Source organism: Actinomadura flavalba DSM 45200 (assembly GCF_000374305.1).
GTDB lineage: Bacteria > Actinomycetota > Actinomycetes > Streptosporangiales > Streptosporangiaceae > Spirillospora > Spirillospora flavalba.
Genome location: NZ_KB894095.1, coordinates 544429 through 565835 on the forward strand (window position 1 = coordinate 544429; position 21407 = coordinate 565835).

Annotated in this window: 23 protein-coding genes; 9 read left to right on the forward strand and 14 right to left on the reverse strand. The window is 73.2% G+C overall.

The window, feature by feature from the left end; translation table 11 throughout:
* Positions 1 to 4 precede the first annotated feature (4 nt).
* Positions 5 to 934, reverse strand: a complete 930-nt coding sequence (gene deoC / locus C229_RS0115715; protein WP_018656033.1) for a deoxyribose-phosphate aldolase — start codon at positions 932 to 934, stop codon at positions 5 to 7.
* A gap of 174 nt (positions 935 to 1108) precedes the next feature.
* Between deoC and C229_RS0115720 the strand changes: the two genes are divergently transcribed.
* Positions 1109 to 2869, forward strand: a complete 1761-nt coding sequence (locus C229_RS0115720; RefSeq protein ID WP_018656034.1) for a PP2C family protein-serine/threonine phosphatase — start codon at positions 1109 to 1111, stop codon at positions 2867 to 2869.
* Here C229_RS0115720 and C229_RS0115725 read toward each other — a convergent pair.
* A complete protein-coding gene (locus C229_RS0115725; RefSeq protein ID WP_018656035.1) occupies positions 2866 to 3255 on the reverse strand; it encodes a hypothetical protein in 390 nt (129 codons plus the stop codon). The genes C229_RS0115720 and C229_RS0115725 overlap by 4 nt on opposite strands.
* Positions 3252 to 3491 carry a ribbon-helix-helix domain-containing protein gene (locus C229_RS0115730; protein WP_018656036.1) on the reverse strand — a complete coding sequence of 80 codons (240 nt, stop codon included), beginning with the start codon at positions 3489 to 3491 and terminating at the stop codon, positions 3252 to 3254. The genes C229_RS0115725 and C229_RS0115730 overlap by 4 nt, the downstream gene beginning before the upstream one ends.
* Positions 3492 to 3684: 193 nt before the next feature.
* On the opposite strand from C229_RS0115730, the gene C229_RS35805 reads away from it, so the two are divergent.
* On the forward strand, positions 3685 to 6510 hold the full coding sequence (locus C229_RS35805; RefSeq protein WP_018656037.1) for a helix-turn-helix transcriptional regulator: 2826 nt from the start codon (positions 3685 to 3687) through the stop codon (positions 6508 to 6510).
* Positions 6511 to 6787: 277 nt separating this feature from the next.
* On the opposite strand, the gene C229_RS30835 is transcribed toward C229_RS35805, so the two are convergent.
* Entirely contained in the window at positions 6788 to 7591 is an 804-nt protein-coding gene (locus tag C229_RS30835) for a class I SAM-dependent methyltransferase (RefSeq protein WP_240487286.1), read from the reverse strand.
* Positions 7592 to 7952: 361 nt separating this feature from the next.
* On the opposite strand from C229_RS30835, the gene C229_RS0115745 reads away from it, so the two are divergent.
* A complete protein-coding gene (locus C229_RS0115745; protein WP_026313840.1) occupies positions 7953 to 8711 on the forward strand; it encodes an IclR family transcriptional regulator in 759 nt (252 codons plus the stop codon).
* Positions 8712 to 8840: 129 nt separating this feature from the next.
* Here the strand turns inward: C229_RS0115745 and C229_RS0115750 are convergent, their stop codons facing one another.
* The 3 genes from C229_RS0115750 to C229_RS0115760 form a co-directional block, all read right to left on the reverse strand.
* A complete protein-coding gene (locus C229_RS0115750) occupies positions 8841 to 9974 on the reverse strand; it encodes an acetyl-CoA C-acetyltransferase (protein WP_018656040.1) in 1134 nt (377 codons plus the stop codon).
* Positions 9975 to 10119: 145 nt separating this feature from the next.
* On the reverse strand, positions 10120 to 12108 hold the full coding sequence (locus C229_RS0115755) for an MFS transporter (RefSeq protein ID WP_033424460.1): 1989 nt from the start codon (positions 12106 to 12108) through the stop codon (positions 10120 to 10122).
* Positions 12109 to 12222: 114 nt separating this feature from the next.
* A complete protein-coding gene (locus C229_RS0115760; protein ID WP_018656042.1) occupies positions 12223 to 12630 on the reverse strand; it encodes a hypothetical protein in 408 nt (135 codons plus the stop codon).
* A 69-nt stretch (positions 12631 to 12699) separates the two neighbouring features.
* Between C229_RS0115760 and C229_RS34695 the strand changes: the two genes are divergently transcribed.
* Both C229_RS34695 and C229_RS0115770 read left to right on the forward strand, forming a co-directional pair.
* Positions 12700 to 12864: a hypothetical protein gene (locus tag C229_RS34695; RefSeq protein ID WP_018656043.1), complete on the forward strand. Its 165-nt coding sequence runs from the start codon at positions 12700 to 12702 to the stop codon at positions 12862 to 12864.
* A gap of 124 nt (positions 12865 to 12988) precedes the next feature.
* Positions 12989 to 13774, forward strand: a complete 786-nt coding sequence (locus C229_RS0115770) for a class I SAM-dependent methyltransferase (RefSeq protein ID WP_018656044.1) — start codon at positions 12989 to 12991, stop codon at positions 13772 to 13774.
* Here the strand turns inward: C229_RS0115770 and C229_RS0115775 are convergent.
* Positions 13771 to 14136, reverse strand: a complete 366-nt coding sequence (locus tag C229_RS0115775; RefSeq protein ID WP_018656045.1) for a MerR family transcriptional regulator — start codon at positions 14134 to 14136, stop codon at positions 13771 to 13773. The genes C229_RS0115770 and C229_RS0115775 overlap by 4 nt on opposite strands.
* 53 nt (positions 14137 to 14189) lie before the next feature.
* Here C229_RS0115775 and C229_RS0115780 point away from each other — a divergent pair, with 53 nt between their 5' ends.
* On the forward strand, positions 14190 to 15377 hold the full coding sequence (locus tag C229_RS0115780) for an MFS transporter (RefSeq protein ID WP_018656046.1): 1188 nt from the start codon (positions 14190 to 14192) through the stop codon (positions 15375 to 15377).
* 35 nt (positions 15378 to 15412) lie between these two features.
* Here the strand turns inward: C229_RS0115780 and C229_RS0115785 are convergent, their stop codons facing one another.
* Positions 15413 to 15907, reverse strand: coding sequence for an FBP domain-containing protein (locus C229_RS0115785; protein WP_018656047.1), 495 nt, complete (start codon positions 15905 to 15907; stop codon positions 15413 to 15415).
* A 35-nt stretch (positions 15908 to 15942) separates the two neighbouring features.
* Here C229_RS0115785 and C229_RS0115790 point away from each other — a divergent pair, with 35 nt between their 5' ends.
* A complete protein-coding gene (locus C229_RS0115790; protein WP_018656048.1) occupies positions 15943 to 16509 on the forward strand; it encodes a TetR/AcrR family transcriptional regulator in 567 nt (188 codons plus the stop codon).
* Positions 16510 to 16524: 15 nt separating this feature from the next.
* Here C229_RS0115790 and C229_RS30840 read toward each other — a convergent pair whose 3' ends face one another.
* Positions 16525 to 17238, reverse strand: coding sequence for a TetR/AcrR family transcriptional regulator (locus tag C229_RS30840; RefSeq protein WP_018656049.1), 714 nt, complete (start codon positions 17236 to 17238; stop codon positions 16525 to 16527).
* Positions 17239 to 17332: 94 nt separating this feature from the next.
* On the opposite strand from C229_RS30840, the gene C229_RS0115800 reads away from it, so the two are divergent.
* On the forward strand, positions 17333 to 18481 hold the full coding sequence (locus C229_RS0115800) for an FAD-dependent oxidoreductase (protein ID WP_018656050.1): 1149 nt from the start codon (positions 17333 to 17335) through the stop codon (positions 18479 to 18481).
* Between the two features lie 192 nt (positions 18482 to 18673).
* Here the strand turns inward: C229_RS0115800 and C229_RS0115805 are convergent, their stop codons facing one another.
* The 4 genes from C229_RS0115805 to C229_RS0115820 all read right to left on the reverse strand — a co-directional run bounded on the left by C229_RS0115805 (position 18674) and on the right by C229_RS0115820 (position 20679).
* Entirely contained in the window at positions 18674 to 19144 is a 471-nt protein-coding gene (locus tag C229_RS0115805; protein WP_018656051.1) for a MarR family winged helix-turn-helix transcriptional regulator, read from the reverse strand.
* Positions 19145 to 19334: 190 nt separating this feature from the next.
* Positions 19335 to 19526 carry a DUF397 domain-containing protein gene (locus C229_RS0115810; protein WP_018656052.1) on the reverse strand — a complete coding sequence of 64 codons (192 nt, stop codon included), beginning with the start codon at positions 19524 to 19526 and terminating at the stop codon, positions 19335 to 19337.
* A gap of 161 nt (positions 19527 to 19687) precedes the next feature.
* Positions 19688 to 19876 (reverse strand): DUF397 domain-containing protein, encoded by a 189-nt coding sequence (locus tag C229_RS0115815; RefSeq protein WP_018656053.1) that lies wholly within the window; start codon positions 19874 to 19876, stop codon positions 19688 to 19690.
* Complete coding sequence (locus tag C229_RS0115820) at positions 19873 to 20679, reverse strand: helix-turn-helix domain-containing protein (protein WP_018656054.1); 807 nt, start codon at positions 20677 to 20679, stop codon at positions 19873 to 19875. Before C229_RS0115820 ends, C229_RS0115815 begins: the two co-directional genes overlap by 4 nt.
* Before the next feature lie 285 nt (positions 20680 to 20964).
* On the opposite strand from C229_RS0115820, the gene C229_RS32965 reads away from it, so the two are divergent.
* Entirely contained in the window at positions 20965 to 21354 is a 390-nt protein-coding gene (locus tag C229_RS32965; protein ID WP_240487287.1) for an ATP-binding protein, read from the forward strand.
* Positions 21355 to 21407: the final 53 nt, after the last annotated feature.

Sequence of the window (21407 nt, forward strand, 5' to 3'; positions counted from 1 at the left end):
TCCCTCAGTCCAGCGTGAAGTGGTCGGGGTCGGCATAGGCGCCGGTCGCGCGCCTGCGGCGCTGCATGAGCAGGTCGTTGAGGAGGCTGGAGGCGCCGAGGCGGAACCAGTCGGGGGTGAGCCAGTCGGGTCCGGCGGTCTCGTTGACCAGGACCAGGTACTTGATGGCGTCCTTGGTGGTGCGGATGCCTCCGGCGGGCTTCACGCCGACCTGGCGCCCGGTCTGCGCGCGGTAGTCGCGGACGGCCTCCAGCATGACGAGCGTCACGGGCAGCGTCGCGGCGGGGGCGACCTTGCCGGTGGAGGTCTTGATGAAGTCGGCTCCGGCGCGCATCGCGAGCCAGGACGCGCGGCGCACGTTGTCGTAGGTGACGAGTTCGCCGGTCTCGAAGATGACCTTGAGGTGGGCGTCGCCGCACGCCTCCTTGGTGGCGACGATCTCCTCGTAGACCTTGGCGTAGTCGCCGGAGAGGAACGCGCCCCGGTCGATGACCATGTCGATCTCGCTCGCCCCGGCCGCGACGGCGGCGCGGGTGTCGGCCAGCTTGGCGTCCATCGGCGCGCGCCCGGACGGGAACGCCGTCGCGACGCTGGCGACGCCGATGCCGGTGCCGCGCAGCGCGTCGACGGCGTCCGCGACCCGGTCGGGGTAGACGCAGACGGCGGCGACCTTCGGCACGCTCGGGTCGGCGGGGTCGGGCTGGGCCGCCTTGGCGCACAGCGCCCGGACCTTCCCGGGGGTGTCCGCGCCCTCCAGCGTGGTGAGGTCGACCATGGTGATCGCGAGGTCGATGGCGGCGGCCTTGGCGTCCGCCTTGACGGAACGGGTGGCCAGCCGCGCGGCGCGCTCGTCCGCGCCGACCTGGTCGACGCCGGGCAGCCCGTGCAGGTAGGCGCGCAGCTCGGCGCCGCTCAGTGAAGTCTCCGTTGACACGTCTCCAGCATCACCGATACTCGCCGCTGGACAAAACCGGCAGCATCCCGTTTCGGTCACGGAGCGGCACCGCGCCCGTGACACGGCGGAGACCTGCGCCGTCGTGTACATACTTGTCGCGCGACACATATTCTCTGATACCCAGCCGTACCGACCCGAGAGCGAGGTGATCCGTTGCTCAGGGTCCGCCGTGCCCCGCCCGCCGATCCCCCGGCCGACTGGGCCGACGCCGTCCACCGCCTGTGGCGGCGCGCGGCCGAGGCCGAGGACGTCACCGACCTCGCCACCGAGCTGTACGACCTGCTGCTCGCCTGGCCCGGCGTCCTCGTCGTCGCCGGGACGCGGTACGACGAACGGGACCGGCCCCGCTACACCCGCAGCGGCACCGGGGCGCCCGAGCGGCCGAAGGTTCACGCCGGGTCCGGGCGCCGGGTGCCGGAGCGGCGGCCCGCGCGGGCGTTTCAGCTCGTCCGGCATGACGTCGCGGATCTGGCGGAGGACGCGTGGCCGGAGCTGCCGCTGCTGCGCGACGCCGCCGCGCGCACCGCGCTGGAGTGCCGGTTCGCGCTGCCCGGTGACGACTGGGGCACGCTCACGCTGGGACTGGCCTCCCGGTCGGCCGCCACCGACGGACTGCGCCGCGCCCTGCGGCAGATCGCGGAGATCGTCGCCGCGTGCGCGCGGCGGCTCGCCGCCGACCGGGCGGACGAGCTGCGCAGCGCCCGCGACGCCATCCTGGCCGAGGCGTCCTTGCAGATGGGCGCCTCCCTGGACATCACCGAGACGCTCCGGCACGTGTCGCGCATCGCCGTCCCGGCCGTCGCCGAGGGCTGCCTGATCCACCTGCGCACGGACGGCGAGCTGTCCTGCGTCGCCGTCGCCCACGTGGACGCCCGGCGCCGGAGCGCCCTGCCCGCCCCCGGCCCCGTCGACCCCGCGCTCGGCCGGGTGCTGGCCGCCGCCGGACGCCGCACCGGCACGTCCCGGCTGGAGGGGCCCGTCCTGGCGACGGCGCCGTTCGACGCGCTCGGCGGCGGCGCGCTCGCCGCCGTGACCGTCACGCCGCTGCGCGCGCGGGGCCGCGCGCTCGGCACCGTCACGTTCCTGTACGGCACCGCAGCGGGCGCCATGCCCGACATCGCCTTCCTGGACGACCTCGGCCACCGCGCCGCCCTCGCCATCGACAACGCCTCCCTGTACGAGCAGCGGCGGCGCCACGTCATCTCGCTCCAGGAACACCTGCTGCCGCCGTCGCTGCCCGACGTGCCCGGCGTCGCGCTCGGCGCCTGCTACCGCGTCGCGGACCCCGGCCTTGAGGTGGGCGGCGACTTCTACGACGCCGTCCCCGGCCCGGCCGGGGGGACGTCGCTCATGGTCGGGGACGTGTGCGGGCGCGGCGCCCAGGCCGCCGCGATGACCGGGCTCGCCCGGCACACGCTGCGCACCCTGCTGGAGGACGGCGCCCCGGCGGAGGCGGCGCTGTCGCGGCTGAACCGCTCGCTGATCAACGCGGCGGCCAGCCGGTTCATGACGGCCGTCGTGGCGTCGGTGACGCCGGACGGCGACGGCCTCGCCGTCCGGCACGTCAACGCCGGGCATCCCGCACCCGTCGTGCTGCGCGCCGACGGGACCGTCGAGTTCTGGCACGACCCGGGGGTGCTGCTCGGCGTCCTGGACGACGTGACCTACGAGCCCGCCGCGCGGAGGCTCGGCCCCGGCGACACCCTCGTGCTCTACACCGACGGGCTCACCGAGGCGCGCGCCACCGGCGGCGGGTTCTTCGAGGCCGTCCTGCCGGAGCGGCTGGCGGCGCTGGCCGGGCTCGACGCCGCGACGCTGGCCGCCCGGCTCGTCGAGGACGCCGTCGCCTTCCGCGGCGAGGGGTCCGACGACATCGCCGTGCTCGTCGCCCAGCCCGCCGGGGGGCGCGGCTAGGGGATCGCCTCGACGCGGACGCCGGGGAGGCGGGCGTAGGAGTCGGGGACGGCGGTGATGAGGGGCCAGCGGCGCCAGCGGGCGGACCAGGCGGCCTGCGCCTCGTCGGTGCCGAGGTGGGTGGCGGTGGCGGTGAGGGTGCCGACCTGCTCGGCGATGACGTGGTCGAGGTCGTCCACGTGGATGACCTGCATGTTGGGGAGGCGGCTCAGCACCGGGCGGCCGTGGTCGGGGACGAGCTGCCAGGCGCGGGTGAGCGCGGCGGCGGGGACGACCAGCGACTCGTGCTGGGCGATGGAGGCGCGCAGCCGGGCGCGGACGTAGACGGTCTTACCGGTGGCGAGGTCGAGCAGCGCGGTCGTGTCGAGGACGTGCCCGGTGATCACGCGACATCACGGTCGCGGACCTCCGCGCCGGCGAGCAGGTTCTCCACCAGGGCCCGTTCGTCGGGGCCGGGCGGGCCGAACAGCTCGTCCATGGCGGTGGCGTCCTTGAGGTAGGCGAGCTTGAGCCGCGCGCCGTCGGCGAGGAACCCGGACACCGACGCGATCTTCTTGTCCTCGACCAGCGCCTTCAGCGTGGCGAGCAGATCGTCCGGGATGCTGACATTGGTCCGAGCCATGCTCCGAATGATACACACTCGGTGGCGCGAGAGTGTGTATACCTCGCTCAAACATCGCCCCGGAAATCCGCACCGGAGGACGACTTCCGGTGCGGCCGTATAGCGGCCGTATACACGCGAACCCCCGGGTCAGGGCCGCGTCGCCCGATAATTCAGGAGCGATATGTCCGATGCTCCTGGCATCCTGGGGAGAGTGAACGCCCCTCTCGTCGGCCGTGCGGCCGAACTGGCCCTGCTCCGTGACGCGCTGGACGCCGCGCCCGGCGGCGTGCTCGTCGGCGGCGAGGCCGGGCTCGGCAAGACGCGGCTGCTGCGCGAGTTCACGGCGGGGCTCGGCGACGGGCACCGCGTGCTCGTCGGCGGCTGCCTCGAACTCGGCTCCGGCGGCCTGCCGTACGCGCCGTTCAGCACGATCCTGCGCGGGCTCGTCCGCGACATCGGCGTGGACGGCGTCACCGCGCTGCTGCCGCGTGGCGACACCTCCGGCCTGGCCCGGCTGCTGCCCGAGTTCGGCGAGCCCGAGACCGACACCGCGTCCGGCGAGGAACGCGCCCGGCTGTTCGAGCTGGTGCTGACGCTGCTGGAGGGCCTGGCCGCGCGCGGCCCCGTCGTCGTGGTCATCGAGGACGCCCACTGGGCCGACCGCTCCAGCCGCGACCTGCTGTCGTTCCTGCTGCGCAACCTCGGCACCGCGCCGCTGCTCGTCCTCGTCACCTACCGCGCCGACGAACTGCACCGCGGCCACCCGTTGCGGCCGCTGCTGGCCGAACTCGGCCGCGTCGAGGGCGTCCGCCGCCTCGACCTGACCCGGCTCACCCAGCCCGACGTCGCCGAACTGGCCGCCGGGCTGCTCGGACGCCCCCTCGACCGCGACCTCGCGGGCCGCATCACCACCCGCAGCGAGGGCAACCCGCTGTTCGTCGAGGCGCTGCTGGAGGCCGACGGCACCCTGGTGTGCGAACTGCCCGAGTCGCTGCGCGACCTGCTGCTCGCGGGCGTCGAACGGCTCCCCGAGGAGACGCAGGAGGTCCTGCGCGACGCCGCCGGCGGCGGCACCCGGCTCGAACACCGGCTGCTGTCGGCCGTCACCGGCCTGGACGACCGCGACCTCACCCGCGCGCTGCGCCCCGCCGTCGCCGCCAACGTCCTGGTCGTGGACGGCGACGGCTACGCCTTCCGGCACGCCCTCATCCGCGAGGCCCTGCACGACGACCTGCTCCCCGGCGAGCACACCCGCCTGCACACCCGCTACGCGAAGGCCCTGGAGGACGACGGCACGCTCGTCCCGGCGCGGCGGCTGTGGGCGGAGCTGAGCCACCACTGGACGGCCGCGCACGACGCGCCGTGGGCGCTCGTCAGCTCGTGGCGCGCCGCGCACGAGGCGCGCAAGGCCGCCGCCTACGCCGAGTGCCTGACGATGCTCGAACGCGTCCTGGAGCTGTGGGACCGCGTCCCGGACGCCGCCGCGCGGCTCGGCACCGACCAGGCCGACGTCCTCGGCCGCGCCGCGCACGCCGCCGAACTGGCGGGCGAGCTGGAACGCGGCCTCAAGCTCACCGACGCCGCGCTCGTCCGCGTCGGCGGCGCCCCCGAGCGCCGGGCGGGGCTGCTCGTCCTGCGCGGCGGGTTGCGGCACCAGCTCGCCCGGCCCGGCTTCATCGAGGACTTGCGCGAGGCCGTCGAGGTCCTGCCGGACGAGCCGACCAAGCTGCGCGCCCACGCCCTGTCCATCCTCGCCCAGTACGGACGGCTCACCACCGGCATCGAGGAGGCGCGCCGCCACGCCCGCGAGTCGCTGCGGATCGCGCGGCGGATCGGTGACGCGGGCGGCGAGACGCACGCGCTCACCACGCTGTTCTGCGTCGACATCGAGTACGGCGCGCACTTCGAGCGCATCGAGGAGGTGCGGCGGGCCGTCGAGCGGAACGCGCAGCCGTCGGCGGTGCTGCGCCTGGCCGTCATCGAGTCGCACTACCTGGAGGGGCTCGGCCGGCACGCCGACGCCGTCGCCGCCGCCGCGCGCGGCTACGAGCAGGCCCGCGAGTTCGGGCTGGCCCGCACCCAGGGCACGTTCCTGGCGATCAACAAGGGCGAGCCGCTGCTGTCGCTCGGCCGGTTCGACGAGGCGCTGACCGTCACCCGCCAGGCCCTCGACCAGGACCCGCCGATCACGATCCGCACGTCGCTGCTCGTGCTGGACGGCCTGCTCGCGCTGTACCGGGGCGACGTGGCGACGGCGCGGCGCCGCATCGCCGACACCGACGGCATCGCGTCGTTCACGCAACGCTGGCCGAAGACGCAGGACTACTTCGCCGCGCTGCGCCTCAAGGGCGAGACGCTGTTCGCGGAGGGCCGGTACGCCGAGGCGCTGGCGTCCGCCGGTCCCGTCCTGGACCTGCCCGGCCTGCCGGACGACGCCCGGTACGCCTGGCCCGTCCTGACGCTCGCGGCGCGCGCCGTCACCGCCCTCGACGACGACGTCGAGACGCTGCTGCGCCCGCTGGAGAAGCGCGCCATCGACACCGACGTGCGCGGCCCCGTCCAGGAGGCGTGGTCCGCGCTGTTCCGCGCCGAGACCGGCTACGCGCGGGGCGAGCGCGACTGCGCGGCGTTCGACGCCGTCGCCGCCGCCTGGGACGCGCTGGACCAGCCCTACGACCGCGCGCTGGCGCTGGAGCGCGCCGCCCGCTGCGCGCTGGCGGCGGGCGGTGCCGAGGCCGCCGCCGAACGCGTCGCCACGGCCACCGCGATCTCCCGCGAGCTGGGCGCGGCCCCGCTGACCGACCGGCTGGCCGGGCTGGCCCCCCGGAGCCGCAGCACGGCCCCGCTGGGGCTGACGCCGCGCGAGTACGAGGTGCTGCGCCTGCTCGCCGACGGCGGCAGCAACCGCGCCATCGCCGCCGACCTGCACATCTCCGCGAAGACGGCCAGCGTGCACGTCTCCAACATCCTCGCCAAGATCGGCGCCGCGACGCGCGGTGAGGCGGCGGCCAAGGCGCACCGCCTCGGCCTCTTCTGACCCCCCGCGCGAAGGCGAAGGGTCCGAGGACGGGGGCCTCCCCTCCCGGGCACCCGTCCTCGGACCGTCGGACCACACGGGAACTTCAGTGGTCGGCCCTCTCGTCACGGGGAACGCGTATGAACGCGGTTCATCTCCGCTCGGAGAGGCGGCCCCCGATCCGTCCGGCCGTGAGCCAGTCTTCCGGCCGGAGAGGCGGTCCGCCACGGATGCGCGCCCGTATCCGCATACCTATTCCGCGCGGTAGGCGGCTACGCACGGCACGAACCGGGACGGATCACCCAGGGACGCGGGCGACGCAGAACACCGTCTGGCCGAACGGCGGCCGGACGACGCGCTCGATGAGGCGCGTCGCCGGGATGACCGTACGGTCGTAGATCTTGACGAGACGCGGGTCGGGGTAACCGACGCCGCCGCGCCGGACCGCCGCCCACCAGGCGATGCCGCCGAGGAAGTTGATCGGCTTGAGCACCTCGGGGACGAGCCCGGCGCCCTCCACCGACGCGCGCAGCGTCGCCGGGGTGTAGCGGGTGACGTGCCCGACCTTGCGGTCGAAGTCGCCGTAGAGCTGCATGTAGCCGGGCACCCAGATGACGATCCGGCCGCCGGGCAGCGTGACGGCGGCCAGGTCGCGCAGCGCCTGCACGTCGTCCTTGATGTGCTCCAGCACGTTCATCATGACGACGGTGTCGACCCGCTGCCGGATGTCGATCTCGGCGGGCAGTTCGAGGTCGATGACCTCGACGTCGGTGGAGTCCCGGTACCGCTCGCGCAGCTCACCGACGCAGTACGGGTCGTTGTCGCTGACGGCGAGGTAGTCCAGGCGCCCGGCGAACTGCTCGGAGAAGTGCCCGAGCCCCGAGCCGATCTCCAGCAGCGACCGGCCGACGTGCGGCGCCACCATGTCGCGTTCGTACTTGCGGTAGTTGCGACCCTCGTCGCCCCCGAGATGGTTCTCCAGGGCTCCGTCGCCGGCCGCCGGCTGGACCAGGTCGCCGCCGGTCGCCGGGGCCTGGCGGCCACCGCCGAGGAGTCTGCCGAGCATGCCGGGGCGAGTGTTCTGCTGACCTCGTGACTGCATGGTTTCCGCTCGTTGGTGCGTGCGTGGCGCCGCGGACCGGGGCGATGCCCGCCGGTCCCGGGCGCTGGAAGTCACGACAGTCTAGTCACGGTGCGGCCGGGCGGCGTGGTCCGCAGCCGCCCCGGGACGCGGCGGAGGGGGTCCGGCGGGAGCACACGGCGTGTCGCCGGGGCCGCGTCCCGGGGCGGGGCCCAGAGCACCTCGGGTGGACGAAACATAGCAACCGGGCACGCAGGGGTCATGCCGGTGATTTTCATATGGTGCAACGGTCCGGCCGCCTTTCGGACCGCCGTCGCGAGCGCCGGAACGGGTTTCGGCAGGGGACTTGACCGCACGCATGACACAGGGTTCGCTTTCCGTAATGGACGAGACACGCAAGCCAACGTTGATCTCCTCGGTGCGGCGTGCCCTGCACCTGATGGAGGTGGTGGCGTCTCACCCCGGCGGGGCGCCCGCCAAGCAGCTCGCCCGCGAGTCCGGCATCCCGCTCGCCACCGCCTACCACCTGCTGCGGACGCTGGCCCACGAGGGCTACGCGGTGCGGCTCGCGGACGGCCTGTGGGTGCTCGGCGACCGGCTGGACGCGCTGCGCGGGCAGAGCCGCGACCAGCGGCTGCTGGCCCGCATCCGTCCGACGCTCGTCGCGTTGCGCGACGAGCTGGGCGCCGCGTCGTACTTCGGCATGCACGTGGACGGCGAGATCCGCGTCATCGACATCGCCGACGGCCCGCGCACGCCCCGCGTGGACCTGTGGGTCGGCTTCGAGGACGCCGCGCACGCCACGGCGATCGGCAAGTGCGTCCTCACCCAGCTCCCCGAGGACCACCGCCGCGACTACCTGTCCCGCCACCCCCTGAAGGACCTCACCCCGAACACGATGACGTCGGAGTCGCGCCTGCTGACGGCGCTGCGCCGCCCGGCGCCGCTGCTGCTGGACCGCGAGGAGTACCTGGTCGGGACGAGCTGCGCGGCCGTCCCGGTCACGAACGCGGCGGGCACCGTCACCGGCGCGCTCGCCGTCTCCTGCCACACGGCGCGCTTCGGCAAGATCGAGGCCGCCACGCACCGCATCCGCGCCACCGCCGACCGCCTGGCCCGAACCCTCACCCTGACCCTCTGACCCGCCACCTTGACCCGCACCCTGACTCGGCGCCGTCCGCCGGCGCGCCTGTCCGTAACCCGTCCGGCGGCCGTCGCGGAACGACGGAACGGGCGGGTCTCCATGGAGACCCGCCCGTTCCGGGGCGTTCTAGAGGCGCTCGATGATGGTGGCGTTGGCCTGGCCGCCGCCTTCGCACATCGTCTGGAGGCCGTAGCGGCCTCCGGTGCGCTCCAGTTCGTGCAGGAGCTTGGTCATGAGGATGCCGCCGGTGGCGCCGAGGGGGTGGCCGAGGGCGATGGCGCCGCCGTTGGGGTTGGTCTTCTCCAGCGACGCGCCGGTGTCGGCCGCCCACGCCAGCGGGACGGGCGCGAACGCCTCGTTGACCTCGAAGGCGTCGATGTCGTCGATCTTCAGGCCGGACTTGGCGAGCGCCTTCTCCGTCGCCGGGATCGGGCCGGTCAGCATGTAGACGGGGTCCGAGCCGGTGATGGCGAGGGTGTGGATGCGGGCGCGGGGCGTCAGATCGTACTGCTTGACGGCCTCCTCGGACGCGATGAGCAGCGCCGACGCGCCGATGGAGATCTGCGAGGCGACGGCGGCCGTGATGGCCCAGCCCTCGCGCAGCGGGTTGAGGCCCGCCATCTTCTCCATCGAGGTGTCGGGGCGGGCGCCCTCGTCCTTGGCGAGCCCGGCGATCGGGGCGATCTCGCGGTCGAAGTACCCGGCCTCGATCGCCTTGGCGGCGCGGCGGTGGCTCTCCAGCGCGAACCGCTCCAGGTCCTCGCGGGACAGGCCCCACTTCTCGGCCATGAGCTGCGCGCCGCGGAACTGGGAGATCTCCTGCATGCCGTAGCGCTCGGCCCAGCCCTCACCGAAGGGGAAGTCGAGCCCCTGCACGATGCTGGCGCCCATCGGCACCTTGGCCATCTGCTCGACGCCCGCGGCGACGACCAGGTCCTGCGTGCCCGACAGCACGCCCTGCGCGGCGAAGTGGATCGACTGCTGCGACGAGCCGCACTGCCGGTCGATGGTGACGCCGGGAACGTTCTCGGGCAGCCCGGCCGACAGCCACGCGGTGCGGGCGATGTCGAGCGCCTGCGGGCCGACCTGCATGACGCAGCCCATGATGACGTCTTCGACGGCCGAGGGGTCCACCCCGGTGCGGCCGACGAGTTCCTTGAGCACGTGCGCCCCGAGGTCGGCCGGGTGGACGTCCTTGAGGGCGCCCTTCTTGGTTCCGACGGGGGTACGGACCGCGCCGACGATGTACGCCTCGGCCACTACGCCTCCAAAGTGCGGGGTTAGGGTTCCGTCCCATAACCGAGTGAGATTCGGTTTAAGTCAGTATGAGATTACATCGGCGTGAGTGCAAAGCGATGTGAGCTGTGTCTCCGTCCGCCGGAGCGCAATATTACCGTCCGGTAAGTCAGGGCCGGTCGGGCCCGTGGACGGCGCGTCCCTCGGCGTCGTCCCCGAGCGTGTCGCGGGCCAGTCCGACGAGCAGTTCCGTCAGCTCCGGCCGGTCCTCGGGCGACCAGCCCTCCAGGCAGTGCGCCAGGCCGCGCACCCGCGCCGCGACGAGCCGCTCCGCGACAGAGCGCCCCGGCGGCGTGATCACCAGGTCGCCCGCGTCGCGCTCGACGTAGCCGCGCGCCACGAGCCCGTCGACGAACGGGCGGCCCTCGTCCACCGAGATCCCCGCGCGGTCGGCCAGCGCCGGGCCGGACACGCGCTCCTCCCGAGCGATCCGGCACAGCGCCCACATCTCCCCCGCGGGCAGGTCGACCCCGGCGGCCGGGCCGAGCCGCGCGTACATCTCGCGCGCGCCGCTGTCGCGCCGCAGCAGCTCCGACAGCGACCGCTCGGCCTCCTCCTGCGACGTGCGCGCGGACGCGCCGCCGAGCGACGGGCCGTAGTCGGGGGCCTGCGCCGTCGAGCGCAGCGGCAGTTCCTTCAGGAACCACGTCAGCACGAACGCGACGACGCCGAACGGCACCGCCCACAGGAACACGGTCTGGATCGCGTCGGAGTAGGCGTGCAGGAAGTCCTGCCGGACCGGCGGCGGGAACCGGTCGATGAGCGCCGGATTCCCCTGGACGGCGTCCGGGTCGAAGCCGGGCGGCAGCTCGCCGCGCCGCACCAGTTCCTCCATGTTGTGCGCCAGCCGCGCCGCGAACACCGACCCGAAGACGGCGACGCCGAACGAACCGCCGATCTGCCGGAAGAACGTCACGCCGGACGTCGCGGCGCCCAGGTCGGCGTAGGGCACCTGGTTCTGCACGGCGATGACGATGACCTGCATGACCAGGCCGAGCCCGAAGCCGAGCAGCGCGAACCGCAGGCTGAGCTGGAGGGTGGAGGACGTCTCGTCCATCCGCGACAGCAGGAACAGCGCGACGGCGATCAGCGGCGTCCCGACGATCGGGTAGATCCGGTAGCGGCCGGTGCGGCTGATGAGCTGCCCCGACCCGATCGACGCGACGAGCAGCCCCGCCATCATCGGCAGCAGGTGCACGCCGGACATCGTGGGCGTCACACCGTGCACGATCTGGAGGTAGATCGGGATGAACGTCAGCGCGCCGAACATCGCGAACCCGACGACGAAGCTGATCGCCGACCCGACCGAGAACACCGGCGCGCGGAACAGGCCCAGCGGCAGCACCGGTTCGGCGGCGCGGCGCTCCGCCCAGATCCACGCGGCGATCAGGACGAGCGCGAGCGCGCCGAGCCCGATGATCTGCGGGGAGAGCCAGGCGTACTCGGTGCCGCCCCACGTCGTCAGCAGGACCAGCGCCACCGACCATCCGACGATGAGCAGCGTGCCCAGGTAGTCGATGCGGTGCCGGTGCCGCCGCGACGGCGTCCGCAGCACGACCGCGATGGCGACGAGCGCCAGCGCCCCGATCGGCAGGTTGATGTAGAACACCCACCGCCACGACAGGTTGTCGACGAACCAGCCGCCCAGCAGCGGCCCGCACACGCTCGCCACGCCGAACACGGCGCCGAACAGGCCCTGGTAGCGGCCCCGGTCGCGCGGCGGGACGACGTCCCCGACGATCGCGACGACGAGCACCATGAGCCCGCCGCCGCCCAGCCCCTGCACCGCGCGGAACGCGATGAGCTGCGCCATGTCGCCCGCCTGGCCGCACAACGCCGACCCGGCCAGGAAGATCACGATGGACGTCTGGAACAGCCGTTTCCGCCCGTACTGGTCGCCCAGTTTGCCCCACAGCGGCGTGGACGCCGTCGCGGCCAGCAGGTACGCCGTCACCACCCACGACAGGTGGTTCAGGCCGCCCAGGTCGCTGACGATGGTCGGCAGCGCCGTCGAGACGATCGTCTGGTCGAGCGCCGCCAGCAGCATCGCCAGCATCAGCGAGCCGAGGATGACGGCGAGATCCCGCCCCTTCGGCATCACGGCGTCCTCGCCGTCCACCGCCCTGTGAGCCGCCACGCCGCACCCCCATGCCGCCCGTCCCCGAGATCTCCCTACCCCGGCGCACCGGGAAGATCACGCGGAACGCGCAGGTCAGGGCAGCAGGTCGCGGGAGACCTTCGCGGCGCCGATCGCGGCGGCGCTGCCCGAGACCGTGACGGCGGCGGCCGTGACCCAGCCGGGCAGGTGGTGGCGGGTCTTGAGGCCGGCGGCGGTGTCGAGCGCGTCCACGGCGAGGCCGAGCCGGAGCCAGATGCGCTTGTTCTTGCCGCGCGCCAGCAGGTAACCGGCGCCCAGGACGATCTCGCGGGCGCCGAACGCGCGGGTGACGTAGTCGCGTCCGGCGTCGGGGCCGGAGCGGACGCCGAGCACGCGGGCGGTGACGTCGGGGGCGGCGAACGCCGCCAGGCCGAGGACGACGCGGCCCCGGGCGAGGGACGCGACGGCGGCGTCGAGGCGGGCGTCGATCGGGTTCTTGGCGTCCTGCTTCTCATCGGTCACACGCGTGAGCGTAGTGCCGGACGGCGGTCTAGGCTGGAGGCCCCCGGTACCCCGGATCGAAGGTGGCCCATGGAAGGACTGCTCTCGCTGGCGGTCGTGGCGGTGCTCGCGGCGTTCGCGGTGCGCTGGGCGGCGGGCAAGCTGCGGCTGCCGGTCCCCGGCAAGTCGGCCGTCATCATCATCTTCGTCCTCGTCGCCCTCGCCATGTGGGGACAGGACATCAACGGCCGCTGACGGCGCGCGAACCTTCGCCCCGCAGGACGCGTCATATCCCGGAGAACCGGCCTCCCGTCCAAGCCCCGCGTCCGTCCGGACGGCGGGGCGGCGCGGGCGGCCGCCGAGCCGAGGGAGATCCGACGTGGGCCGACCGGCGACGAGCACCCGGGAGGCGGGCTCCGCGCTCGCCCCGCACCTGCGGCGGCTGCTGGCCTTCACCGAACCCGGCGCGGGCGACGTGTGCCTCGACGTCGCCGCCGGGCCGGGGCCGCTCCCGGGGGCGCTCGCGCCGTACGTCCGGCAGGTCGTCTCGGTGGACGCCGCCGACGCGCCGCCGGGCGGCCGGACCGCGACCGTCGAGTTCCCCACCGGGCCGGTCCGCATCAAGGACGGGACCGTTCCCACCGTGCCGCCGCGCCCGGCGGTCGGCGCCCCCGACCCGGTCGCCGTCCACGCCGACGCGACCGACCTGCCCTACGAGGACGGCGCGTTCTCCCTCGTCACGGCCCGGTTCGCGCTGTTCGCGCTGGGCGACCCGGCGCGGGTGCTGCGCGAGCTGCTGCGGGTGTGCCGCCGCGACGGGCGCCTGGTGCTGGCCGAGCTGATCCGCGGCGACCTCGGGGAGACGGCGCGCGGCGGGCTGGCCGGGCACCGCGCGGGCGTCCGGTCCGGCGTTCCGTCGCTGGCGGCCCTGACCGACCTCATCGCGGCGGCGGGCGGCGACGTCCGCCGTCTGGACGCCTTCACCGTCGAACGTCCCGCCGAGCCCTGGCTGGCGTCCCTCGACGAGCCCACCGCCGACACGCTGCGCCTCGCGCTCATCGCGGAGGTCGACGGCGGCCCCCGCACCGGCGCCCGTCCCCGCGTCATCGGCGGCGAACTCTGGTTCACCCAGTCGTGGGTCCACGTCTCGGCCCGCCCGGCCTAGCGCGCGCCGGTGCGGACCTCGGCGAGATACTCGTCGATGGCGTCGCGGTTGCGGGTGAGGACGGTGATGCGGGTGCTCATGCGGTCGCGTTCGCGTTCCAGGGTGGCGAGCATCTCGGGGGTCGCGTCGGGGAAGTGGATGGCGCGGGGTTTGTCCAGGCAGGGCAGGATCTGCTTGATGAGCCGGGTGGGGAGGCCGACGTCGAGGAGGCCGCGGATCTGGATCACGCGGTCGACGAGGGCGGGGTCGTACTCGCGGTAGCCGTTGGCCGCGCGCGACGGGTTGATGAGGCCCTGCTCCTCGTAGTAGCGCAGCAGCCTGCGGGCCGTTCCGGTGCGTTCCGACAGCTCTCCGATGCGCATGGGCCCCCTTCGCTTGACCTTCACATCAATGTGAGGGTTTGAGCATAGGCCGCATGTCTGCGAACACCCTAACCGCCACCCGTTCGGACCGGCTGCCGCTCCCCGCCCTGCTCGCGCTGGCGACGGCCGTCTTCGTCACCAGCCTCACCGAGACGCTGCCCGCCGGGGTGCTGCCCGCGATGAGCGCGGGCCTCGGCGTCACCGAGTCCGCCGCCGGGCAGACCGTGACGATCTACGCGCTCGGCACCGTCCTGACCGCGCTCCCCCTCGCCGCCGCCACCGCCGCCTGGCGCCGCAAGCGGGTGCTGCTGACGGCCATGACCGGCTTCGCCGTCGCGAACACCGTCACGGCCCTGTCGGCGCACTACGTCCTGACGATGACGGCGCGGGCGCTGGCCGGGGTCGCGGCCGGGCTCGCCTGGGCGCTGCTCGCCGGATACGCGCGCCGGATGGTCCCGGCGCACTTGCAGGGACGGGCCGTCGCGCTCGTCATGACGGGCATTCCGGTCGCGCTGGCGCTGGGCGTGCCCGCCGGGACGTTCCTCGGCAGGCTGCTCGGCTGGCGCGTCGCGTTCGGCGCCATGACCGTGCTCGCCGTGCTGCTCATCGCGTGGATCGCGGCGCTCGTCCCCGACCAGCCGGGGCAGCGGGCCGGGACGCGCCCGCCGCTGCTCGGCGCGCTGCGGGTGCCCGGCGTCGCGGCCGTGCTGACCGTGACGCTGGTGTTCGTCCTCGCGCACACGATCCTCTACACCTACGTCGCCACGTTCCTCGACCACGCTGGGATGGGCGGCTCCACCGGCGCCGTGCTGCTCGTGTTCGGCGCCGCGTCGCTGCTGAGCATCTGGTTCGTCGGCGCGCACATCGACCGGCGGCTGCGGACGCTGACCATCGTGAGCGTGCTGCTGTTCGCGGTCGCGGCGACGCTGCTGGCGGCGACGTCGGGCGATCCGGCCGTCGTCTACGCGGCGGTGACGCTGTGGGGCCTCGGCTGGGGCGGCGCGCCGACGCTGCTCCAGACGGCCGTCAACGACGCGGGCGGCGACCAGGCCGACGCGGCGCAGGCGATGCTCGTCACCCTGTGGAACCTGGCGATGGCCGCCGGGGGCGTCACCGGCGGCCTCCTGCTGGACGCGGCGGGCCCGGCGTCGTTCCCGTGGGCCGTCCTCGCGCTCCTCGCGCCGGTCGCGGCCCTGGTCGCGGCCTCCCGCACCCACGGCTTCCCACCCGCCCGACGCTGAACCCGCTCGCGGGCGGCGGCACGCTCCGCGCGGGGTCACTCCGCGACGCGGGCGAGGAAGGTGGTCAGGTTGGTGCGGGTGCGGGCGATCTTCTCGTCGGTGGTGAGGGTTTCGGTGAGTTCGGTGCCCACCGCCTTCTTGTGGCCTCGGATGTAGAGGGAGCAGGCCAGGTCGGTGCAGAAGTACTGGCCGACGGTGTTGCCCTGGCGGCCGGACTCGCCGGTGCGGCGGGCCGTCATCAGGGCGACGCCGCCGCTGCTGTGCGTCGTCAGGCAGAGGGAGCACATGCTGCGGGCGGTGAAGCCGCGCGCGCTGCCCTTCACGGCGCGCAGCGCGACGCCGACGAGCCCGGTGCCGTTCTCCGCGACGACGAAGCCCGTCGCGGGGGCGCCAGGGTCGCGGTAGCCGAGGAAGTCCAGGTCGTCCCACGGAAGCGCCGCCAGGTCGGACGGGACGCCCAGCCGCTTCGCCTCGCCCTTGGAGCAGTTGACGAACGACGTGCGGATGTCGCGTTCGGTGAGAGGTTCCATGGACACAGGCTAGGTCGCCTAATAGTATTAGGCAAATGGCAAGCACCCCTAGGATCAGCGAGCGCCTCGACCGCGCGGCGGCCGAGCTGGCCGACGAGATCGGGTTCGAGCGGCTGACGGTCGCGGCCGTCGCGCGCAGGCTCGGCGTCAAGGACCCGAGCCTGTACGCGCACATCGCCAACGTGCACGAGCTGAGGACGCGGGTCACGCTGCTGGCGCTGGCCGAGATGGCCGACCGCGCCGCCGCCGCGCTCGCCGGACGCGCGGGCCGCGACGCCCTGGCCGCCCTCGGCGGCACCTACCGCGACTACGCCCGCGAGCACCCGGGCCGGTACGCCGCGTCCCGCGCCCCGCTGGACGCCGAGACGGCCGCCCGCAGCGCGGCCCCGCGCCACTCCGAACTCGCCCGCGCCGTCCTGCGCGGCTACGCCCTGCCCGAACCTGACGCCACCGACGCCGTCCGCATGCTCGGCGCCACCTTCCACGGCTTCACGTCCCTGGAGGCCGCCAGCGCCTTCGCCCACACGCCCCGCCCCACCGAAGCCTCCTGGACGTGGACCCTCGACGCCCTCGACCGCGCCCTGCGCACCCGAGCGCAATGAGTGCGGGCGGCCCGGCTAGGGGGCCACGCGGGCGGCCAGGCCGTCGAGCACCATCTCCAGGCGGCGTTCGAACACGGCGTCGGGATCTCGGTGGTCGTCGGCTTCGACGACCACCCGCCGCAGCGCGGGGAAGCGACCGCTCGCCAGCAGCTCGGTGAGGTACGGAGCGGTGCTGCGCCGGTAGCCGTCGCGGTCCAGGCCCGTGCGCCGCCGGGCCTCCGCCTCGCCCAGCTCCTGCGCGACGTAACCCTTGGTGAACTGGAGCGCGGTGGCCAGCACGTCCATCATCGCGTCGATCTCCAGGCCGATCCCGTCCACGCAGGCCAGGCCGATCTCGCGGAACCGCAGCGCGTGCGGCCCGAGCGTCGGCCGGTGCCCGAACCGGGTGATCCACGGGTGGGCGTGGTGGAGCCGGCGCATCTCCCCGGCCAGCCGCCGGAGGTCGGCCCGCCAGTCCCCCGACGGCATCCCGTCCAGATCCAGTTCCCCCAGCACCGCGTCGTACATCAGCTCGGTCAGGTCGTCCTTCCCCCCGACGTGCCGGTAGAGCGACATCGCGCTGTGCCCCATCCGGCTCGCGATCCTGCGCATCGAGACCGCGTCGATGCCCTCCTCGTCGGCGAGCGCGACGGCGGCCGCGGTGATGGCGCCGTGGTCGAGGGTGCGGGCCGGGCCGCGACCCTGGCCGGAGAGGCGCGCCCAGATGACGGGCGGTGGTTCGTCGGTCACGGCGGCGCTCCTCGCGTGGGTTGCGAGCACCCTACCGGGTCACTTACGGTGTACACGACTAGTCATGTACACCGTATACGACTTGAGGTGCCCCATGACCCCCTCCATCGCCGTCGTCGGCGGCGGCATCGGCGGCCTGGTGCTGGCGCGGATTCTCCAGCGGCACGGCGTCGACAGCACCGTCTACGAGCTCGACGCCTCCGCCAGCGCCCGGCGTCAGGGCGGCCTGCTCGACCTGCACGTCGAGTCCGGCCAGCGGGCCCTGCGCGAGGCCGGCCTGCACGAGCGGTTCACCCGGCTGACCCGGCCGCAGGCGGAGGCGATGCGGGTGATGGACAAGACCGGCACGGTCTTCATCGACGAGTCGCCCCCCGACGGGACGACCGGACGGCCCGAGATCGACCGGACGGACCTGCGAGCCCTCCTCCTGGACTCGCTCGACCCCGGCCGGGTCGCATGGGGTCACAAGCTCACCACGGCCCGTCGCCGTGACGACGGGCGGTTCGAGCTCACCTTCGACGGCGGCGCGCGCCGGACCGCCGACCTGGTGATCGGGGCCGACGGCGCCTGGTCGCGGGTCCGCCCGCTGCTGTCGGCCGCCGTCCCGCAGTACGCCGGGATCAGCTACGTCGACCTCCGCGTGACGGACGCGCCGACGAGGCTGCCCGCCTCCGCCGAGCTGGTCGGCGCCGGGAGCCTGTTCGCGCTGTCCGACAACAAGAACATCGGTGGCCACGGCGGCCGCGACCTGCACCTGGGCGCCATGCTGCGCACCCCGGAGGACTGGATCGAGACCCACGGCCTCGACACCGCCGACGTGACCGCCGTGCGCACCGCGCTGCTCGCGGAGTTCGCCGACTGGCACCCGGCGCTGACCGATCTCATCCGGCACTGCGACGACGAGGTCACCGCCCGCCGGATCTACGCCCTCCCCACCGGCCACTCGTGGCCGCGCACCCCGGGCGTGACGCTGATCGGTGACGCCGCGCACCTGATGTCGCCGTTCGCGGGTGAGGGCGCGAACGCCGCGATGCTGGACGCCTGCGAGCTGGCGCTGGCGCTGGTCGAGCACGGCGACGACGTGGAGGCCGCCCTCCTGCGCTACGAGACGGCGATGTTCCCACGCGCGGACGTCGCGGCCCGCATGTCGTCCCGCGGCCTCGACCTGTGCTTCGCCGCCGACTCCCCCCACGGCCTGGTCGATTTCTTCAACCGAAAGCGCACCCCGACCAACCCGAAATGACGCGCATCCCACGTCCATCGGGGCATCGACTCTGCCGGAGCCTCTGGGGAGGATGCGGCCCGGCGACAAGGTGACTCAGGGCAGTGGTCTCGTCACGGTATCGGGGGCCTTACCGCGGACTAGGGCGGGATGGTCACGTTGGTGGGCTGTCGTGAGTTTGCCAGGGGCGGGTGGCTCGTCCGGTTTCTCGATCTAGTGGGCGTCTGGCCCGGCTGCGTTGTGGATCAGTTGCTGGAGGACCTTCAGGGTGGTGACGTAGTCGGCGTCGTCGATGCCCTCGTGGAGGGTGGCGCGGATGGCGGGGGCGTTGCGTGCGAGGTCTACGCGGGCCTGTTCCCCTTCCTTGGTGAGCCACAGCCGGTCTTCGACGTCGCGGGTCAGCCAGCCGCGTTTTAGGAGCACCTCGGCCTCCGCCGCCAGGTCGTCCTCGGGCCGGATGTAGGAGGTCATGGCCTCCTGTAGCTCGGGCAGGGTCCTTCCCTCGCCGTCGGGCGAGATGTCGTTCTCCGACAGGTTGCGCAGGAGCCAGAACTGGGGCTGGGTGTAGCCCTTCGCGGCCTGCTGGGCCCGGGTGTAGGCGATGAGCGCCTGATAGGCGACACCGGTCCAGTACGCGGCGGGCTGTCCGGCGAGTTCGGCATCGGAGATCTGCTCGGTCGTCATGGGTGTCCCCCTCGGGTCTTCGACTCGGAGCCTGCACGCCGTGCAGGTCATGCAGAGACCGTAGGACCTCAAGTCCGGTTGAGGGCAAGCGCGTGATTCCGGACGCCGTCGACGCAAAGCCAACGGTCCCCCGGCCCCGAGACGCCGGAGGGCGTGTCGGGGCCGTGGGACCGTTTCGGGGCGGGGTGGGTCAGAGGTTCAGGGTGCCGGACTTGACGTTGGTGAGGAGGTCGGCCAGGTGGGGTCTGGTGAGAGCCAGGTGGGGGCCGGTCGGGTTCTTGGAGTCCCTGATGTGGACGGCCTCGGTGACGTTCGTGGACAGCTCAACGCAGTTTCCCTGGCCTCCCTGCTGGCTGCGGGAGCTCTTGCGCCACTCGATCATGTCGTCGCCCTTTCGGGTGGGTCGGTGTGCATGGACCTCACCCTTCGATAACACGGGCGACGGGAGTGTGCCAGGAAGAAGTGCGTTGGCCCCCGAGACGCGGGGGGCGTGTCGGGGGCCGGGACCGTTCCGGTAATGCGGCTGGCACCGCGCCGGGTGGGTCAGAGGTCCAGGGAGCCGGACTTGACGTCGGTGAGGAGACCGGCCAGGTGGGGCCTGGTGAGAGCCAGGTGCGGGCCGGTCGGGTTCTTGGAGTCCCTGATGCGGACGGCCTCGGTGACGTTCGTGGACAGCTCGACGCAGTTCCCACCGTCGCCCTGACTACGGGTGCTCTTACGCCACTCGATCATTCCATCTCCTCCATCGTGCGGTTGATCAGAGCAAGAGAGTCGTGCTCGGACAGCGCCTTGGCGACAGTCCGGTTGAAGCGTCGCTCCAGGCGACGGGCCTCGGCGTCGTCCTCCACCAGTCTTCCACCGAGCTGCGCCTCAACGTAGCCGATACGCCGACCGTCGTGCCTGCGGAGGAGCAGAAGAGCGCCGTTCATCCCCAGATGACTACCGTGCTGCTCGGGGACGACCTGGATCGTGACATTGTCGCTCTCTGCGGTCGTGAGCACGTGCGCGAGTTGCTCCCGCATCACGGCCGCCCCGCCCACCGGCCGACGGATCGCGGCTTCGTCCACGACGGCCCACAGGTCCGCCGCGTTCGTGCGCTCAAGCATCGTCCAGCGCGCCAGACGCTGCTGGATCATCCCCTCGGTAAGGGGCTGCGAGCTCTCCAGAGAACGCATGTAAGCCTCCGTCTGGAGGAGTCCGGGCATAACGAGCGGCTCAAACGTCCGGATGTCATCCGCGTCCTGCTCGTGCTCCAGGTACGTCTCGAACCACTCGTGAACGTGGGTGCGCTGGGCGTGGTCCCACTGGACCTGGAAGAGCTGGTCCGTGCCGTAGTGGGCGTCGATCTTGGCGCAGGTCTCCTCGTCGGGGAGGACGCGGGCGGTCTCCCAGGCGGAGACGGTCTCGCGGGAGACGTAGAGGGCTCGGGCCACGTCGTCCTGCTTCTCTCCCTTCAGTTTGCGGACGATCTGGAGTGTGTACGCGAACTGCGCGCGCAGGCTGCTTCGGGGCTCGAAAGTGGTCGATACGGACATCGCATCGCTCCCTTCGCGGTAACCATCCACGTACCGTCTGTTTGTGTTCCCCACCATAGATCCGACGGTGAATCCTGGGGGCCGGAAAACGAAATCTCTTCGACGGAAGGGTGCGAGACCGTGAATGTTCTGATGATCGCGAACGGCTTCTCCCTCGCGGCCGAAAGGGGCTCGGGTGATCGGGATCGTGCGGCGGGGAAAGCGGAGCGGGCGGCCCGTGCGGGCGGGGGCGGGGCGCGGGGGCGGAGGGTGACGCCGGGGCCGGCGCCGGAGCCGGTGGGCCGAGTGGAACTGCTCGGAGCTCCGGAGCCGGTGGGCGACCTGCGGCCCCTGAGGCAGGTGCTGGGGTGCTTGGTCGGCGCCTGGTTCGGCTCGTTGATGGGTGAGCGGGCGGCGTGGGCGGTCAGTGAGCTTGCGGGTAACGCGATCCGGCACGGCGGGGGGTTGCTGGGCGTTCGGGTCTATCCGGCGGCGGCGGGGCTGGTGGTGGAGGTCCGTGACGGTGCGCCGGGCAAGGCGCCGGTGCTGGGCCGTCTGGACGACATGCTGGCCGAGAGCGGGCGCGGCCTGGCGATGCTGGCGACCGTGGCCGTGGATCTGGGCTGGGTCGCGGAGGTGTCGGAGAAGTCGGTGTGGGTCGTGCTGGACCCGGCCGATGTGGAGGAAGCGGTGTGAACGGTCCCGTTCCACCTGGTGGTCGATCACTTCAGGAGAGGAAAGGCAACGTG

Coding starts and splice junctions, on each gene's coding strand:
- C229_RS34695 (WP_018656043.1), top strand. CDS start 12,700: ATGGAAGGACTGCTCTCGCTGGCGGTCGTGGCGGTGCTCGCGGCGTTC.
- C229_RS0115755 (WP_033424460.1), bottom strand. CDS start 12,108: ATGCCGAAGGGGCGGGATCTCGCCGTCATCCTCGGCTCGCTGATGCTG.
- C229_RS0115815 (WP_018656053.1), bottom strand. CDS start 19,876: ATGATCGAGTGGCGTAAGAGCACCCGTAGTCAGGGCGACGGTGGGAAC.
- C229_RS0115780 (WP_018656046.1), top strand. CDS start 14,190: ATGTCTGCGAACACCCTAACCGCCACCCGTTCGGACCGGCTGCCGCTC.
- C229_RS30835 (WP_240487286.1), bottom strand. CDS start 7,591: ATGCAGTCACGAGGTCAGCAGAACACTCGCCCCGGCATGCTCGGCAGA.
- C229_RS0115805 (WP_018656051.1), bottom strand. CDS start 19,144: ATGACGACCGAGCAGATCTCCGATGCCGAACTCGCCGGACAGCCCGCC.
- C229_RS0115810 (WP_018656052.1), bottom strand. CDS start 19,526: ATGATCGAGTGGCGCAAGAGCTCCCGCAGCCAGCAGGGAGGCCAGGGA.
- C229_RS0115785 (WP_018656047.1), bottom strand. CDS start 15,907: ATGGAACCTCTCACCGAACGCGACATCCGCACGTCGTTCGTCAACTGC.
- C229_RS0115775 (WP_018656045.1), bottom strand. CDS start 14,136: ATGCGCATCGGAGAGCTGTCGGAACGCACCGGAACGGCCCGCAGGCTG.
- C229_RS0115730 (WP_018656036.1), bottom strand. CDS start 3,491: ATGGCTCGGACCAATGTCAGCATCCCGGACGATCTGCTCGCCACGCTG.
- C229_RS0115800 (WP_018656050.1), top strand. CDS start 17,333: ATGACCCCCTCCATCGCCGTCGTCGGCGGCGGCATCGGCGGCCTGGTG.
- C229_RS0115820 (WP_018656054.1), bottom strand. CDS start 20,679: ATGTCCGTATCGACCACTTTCGAGCCCCGAAGCAGCCTGCGCGCGCAG.
- C229_RS0115790 (WP_018656048.1), top strand. CDS start 15,943: ATGGCAAGCACCCCTAGGATCAGCGAGCGCCTCGACCGCGCGGCGGCC.
- C229_RS0115745 (WP_026313840.1), top strand. CDS start 7,953: ATGGACGAGACACGCAAGCCAACGTTGATCTCCTCGGTGCGGCGTGCC.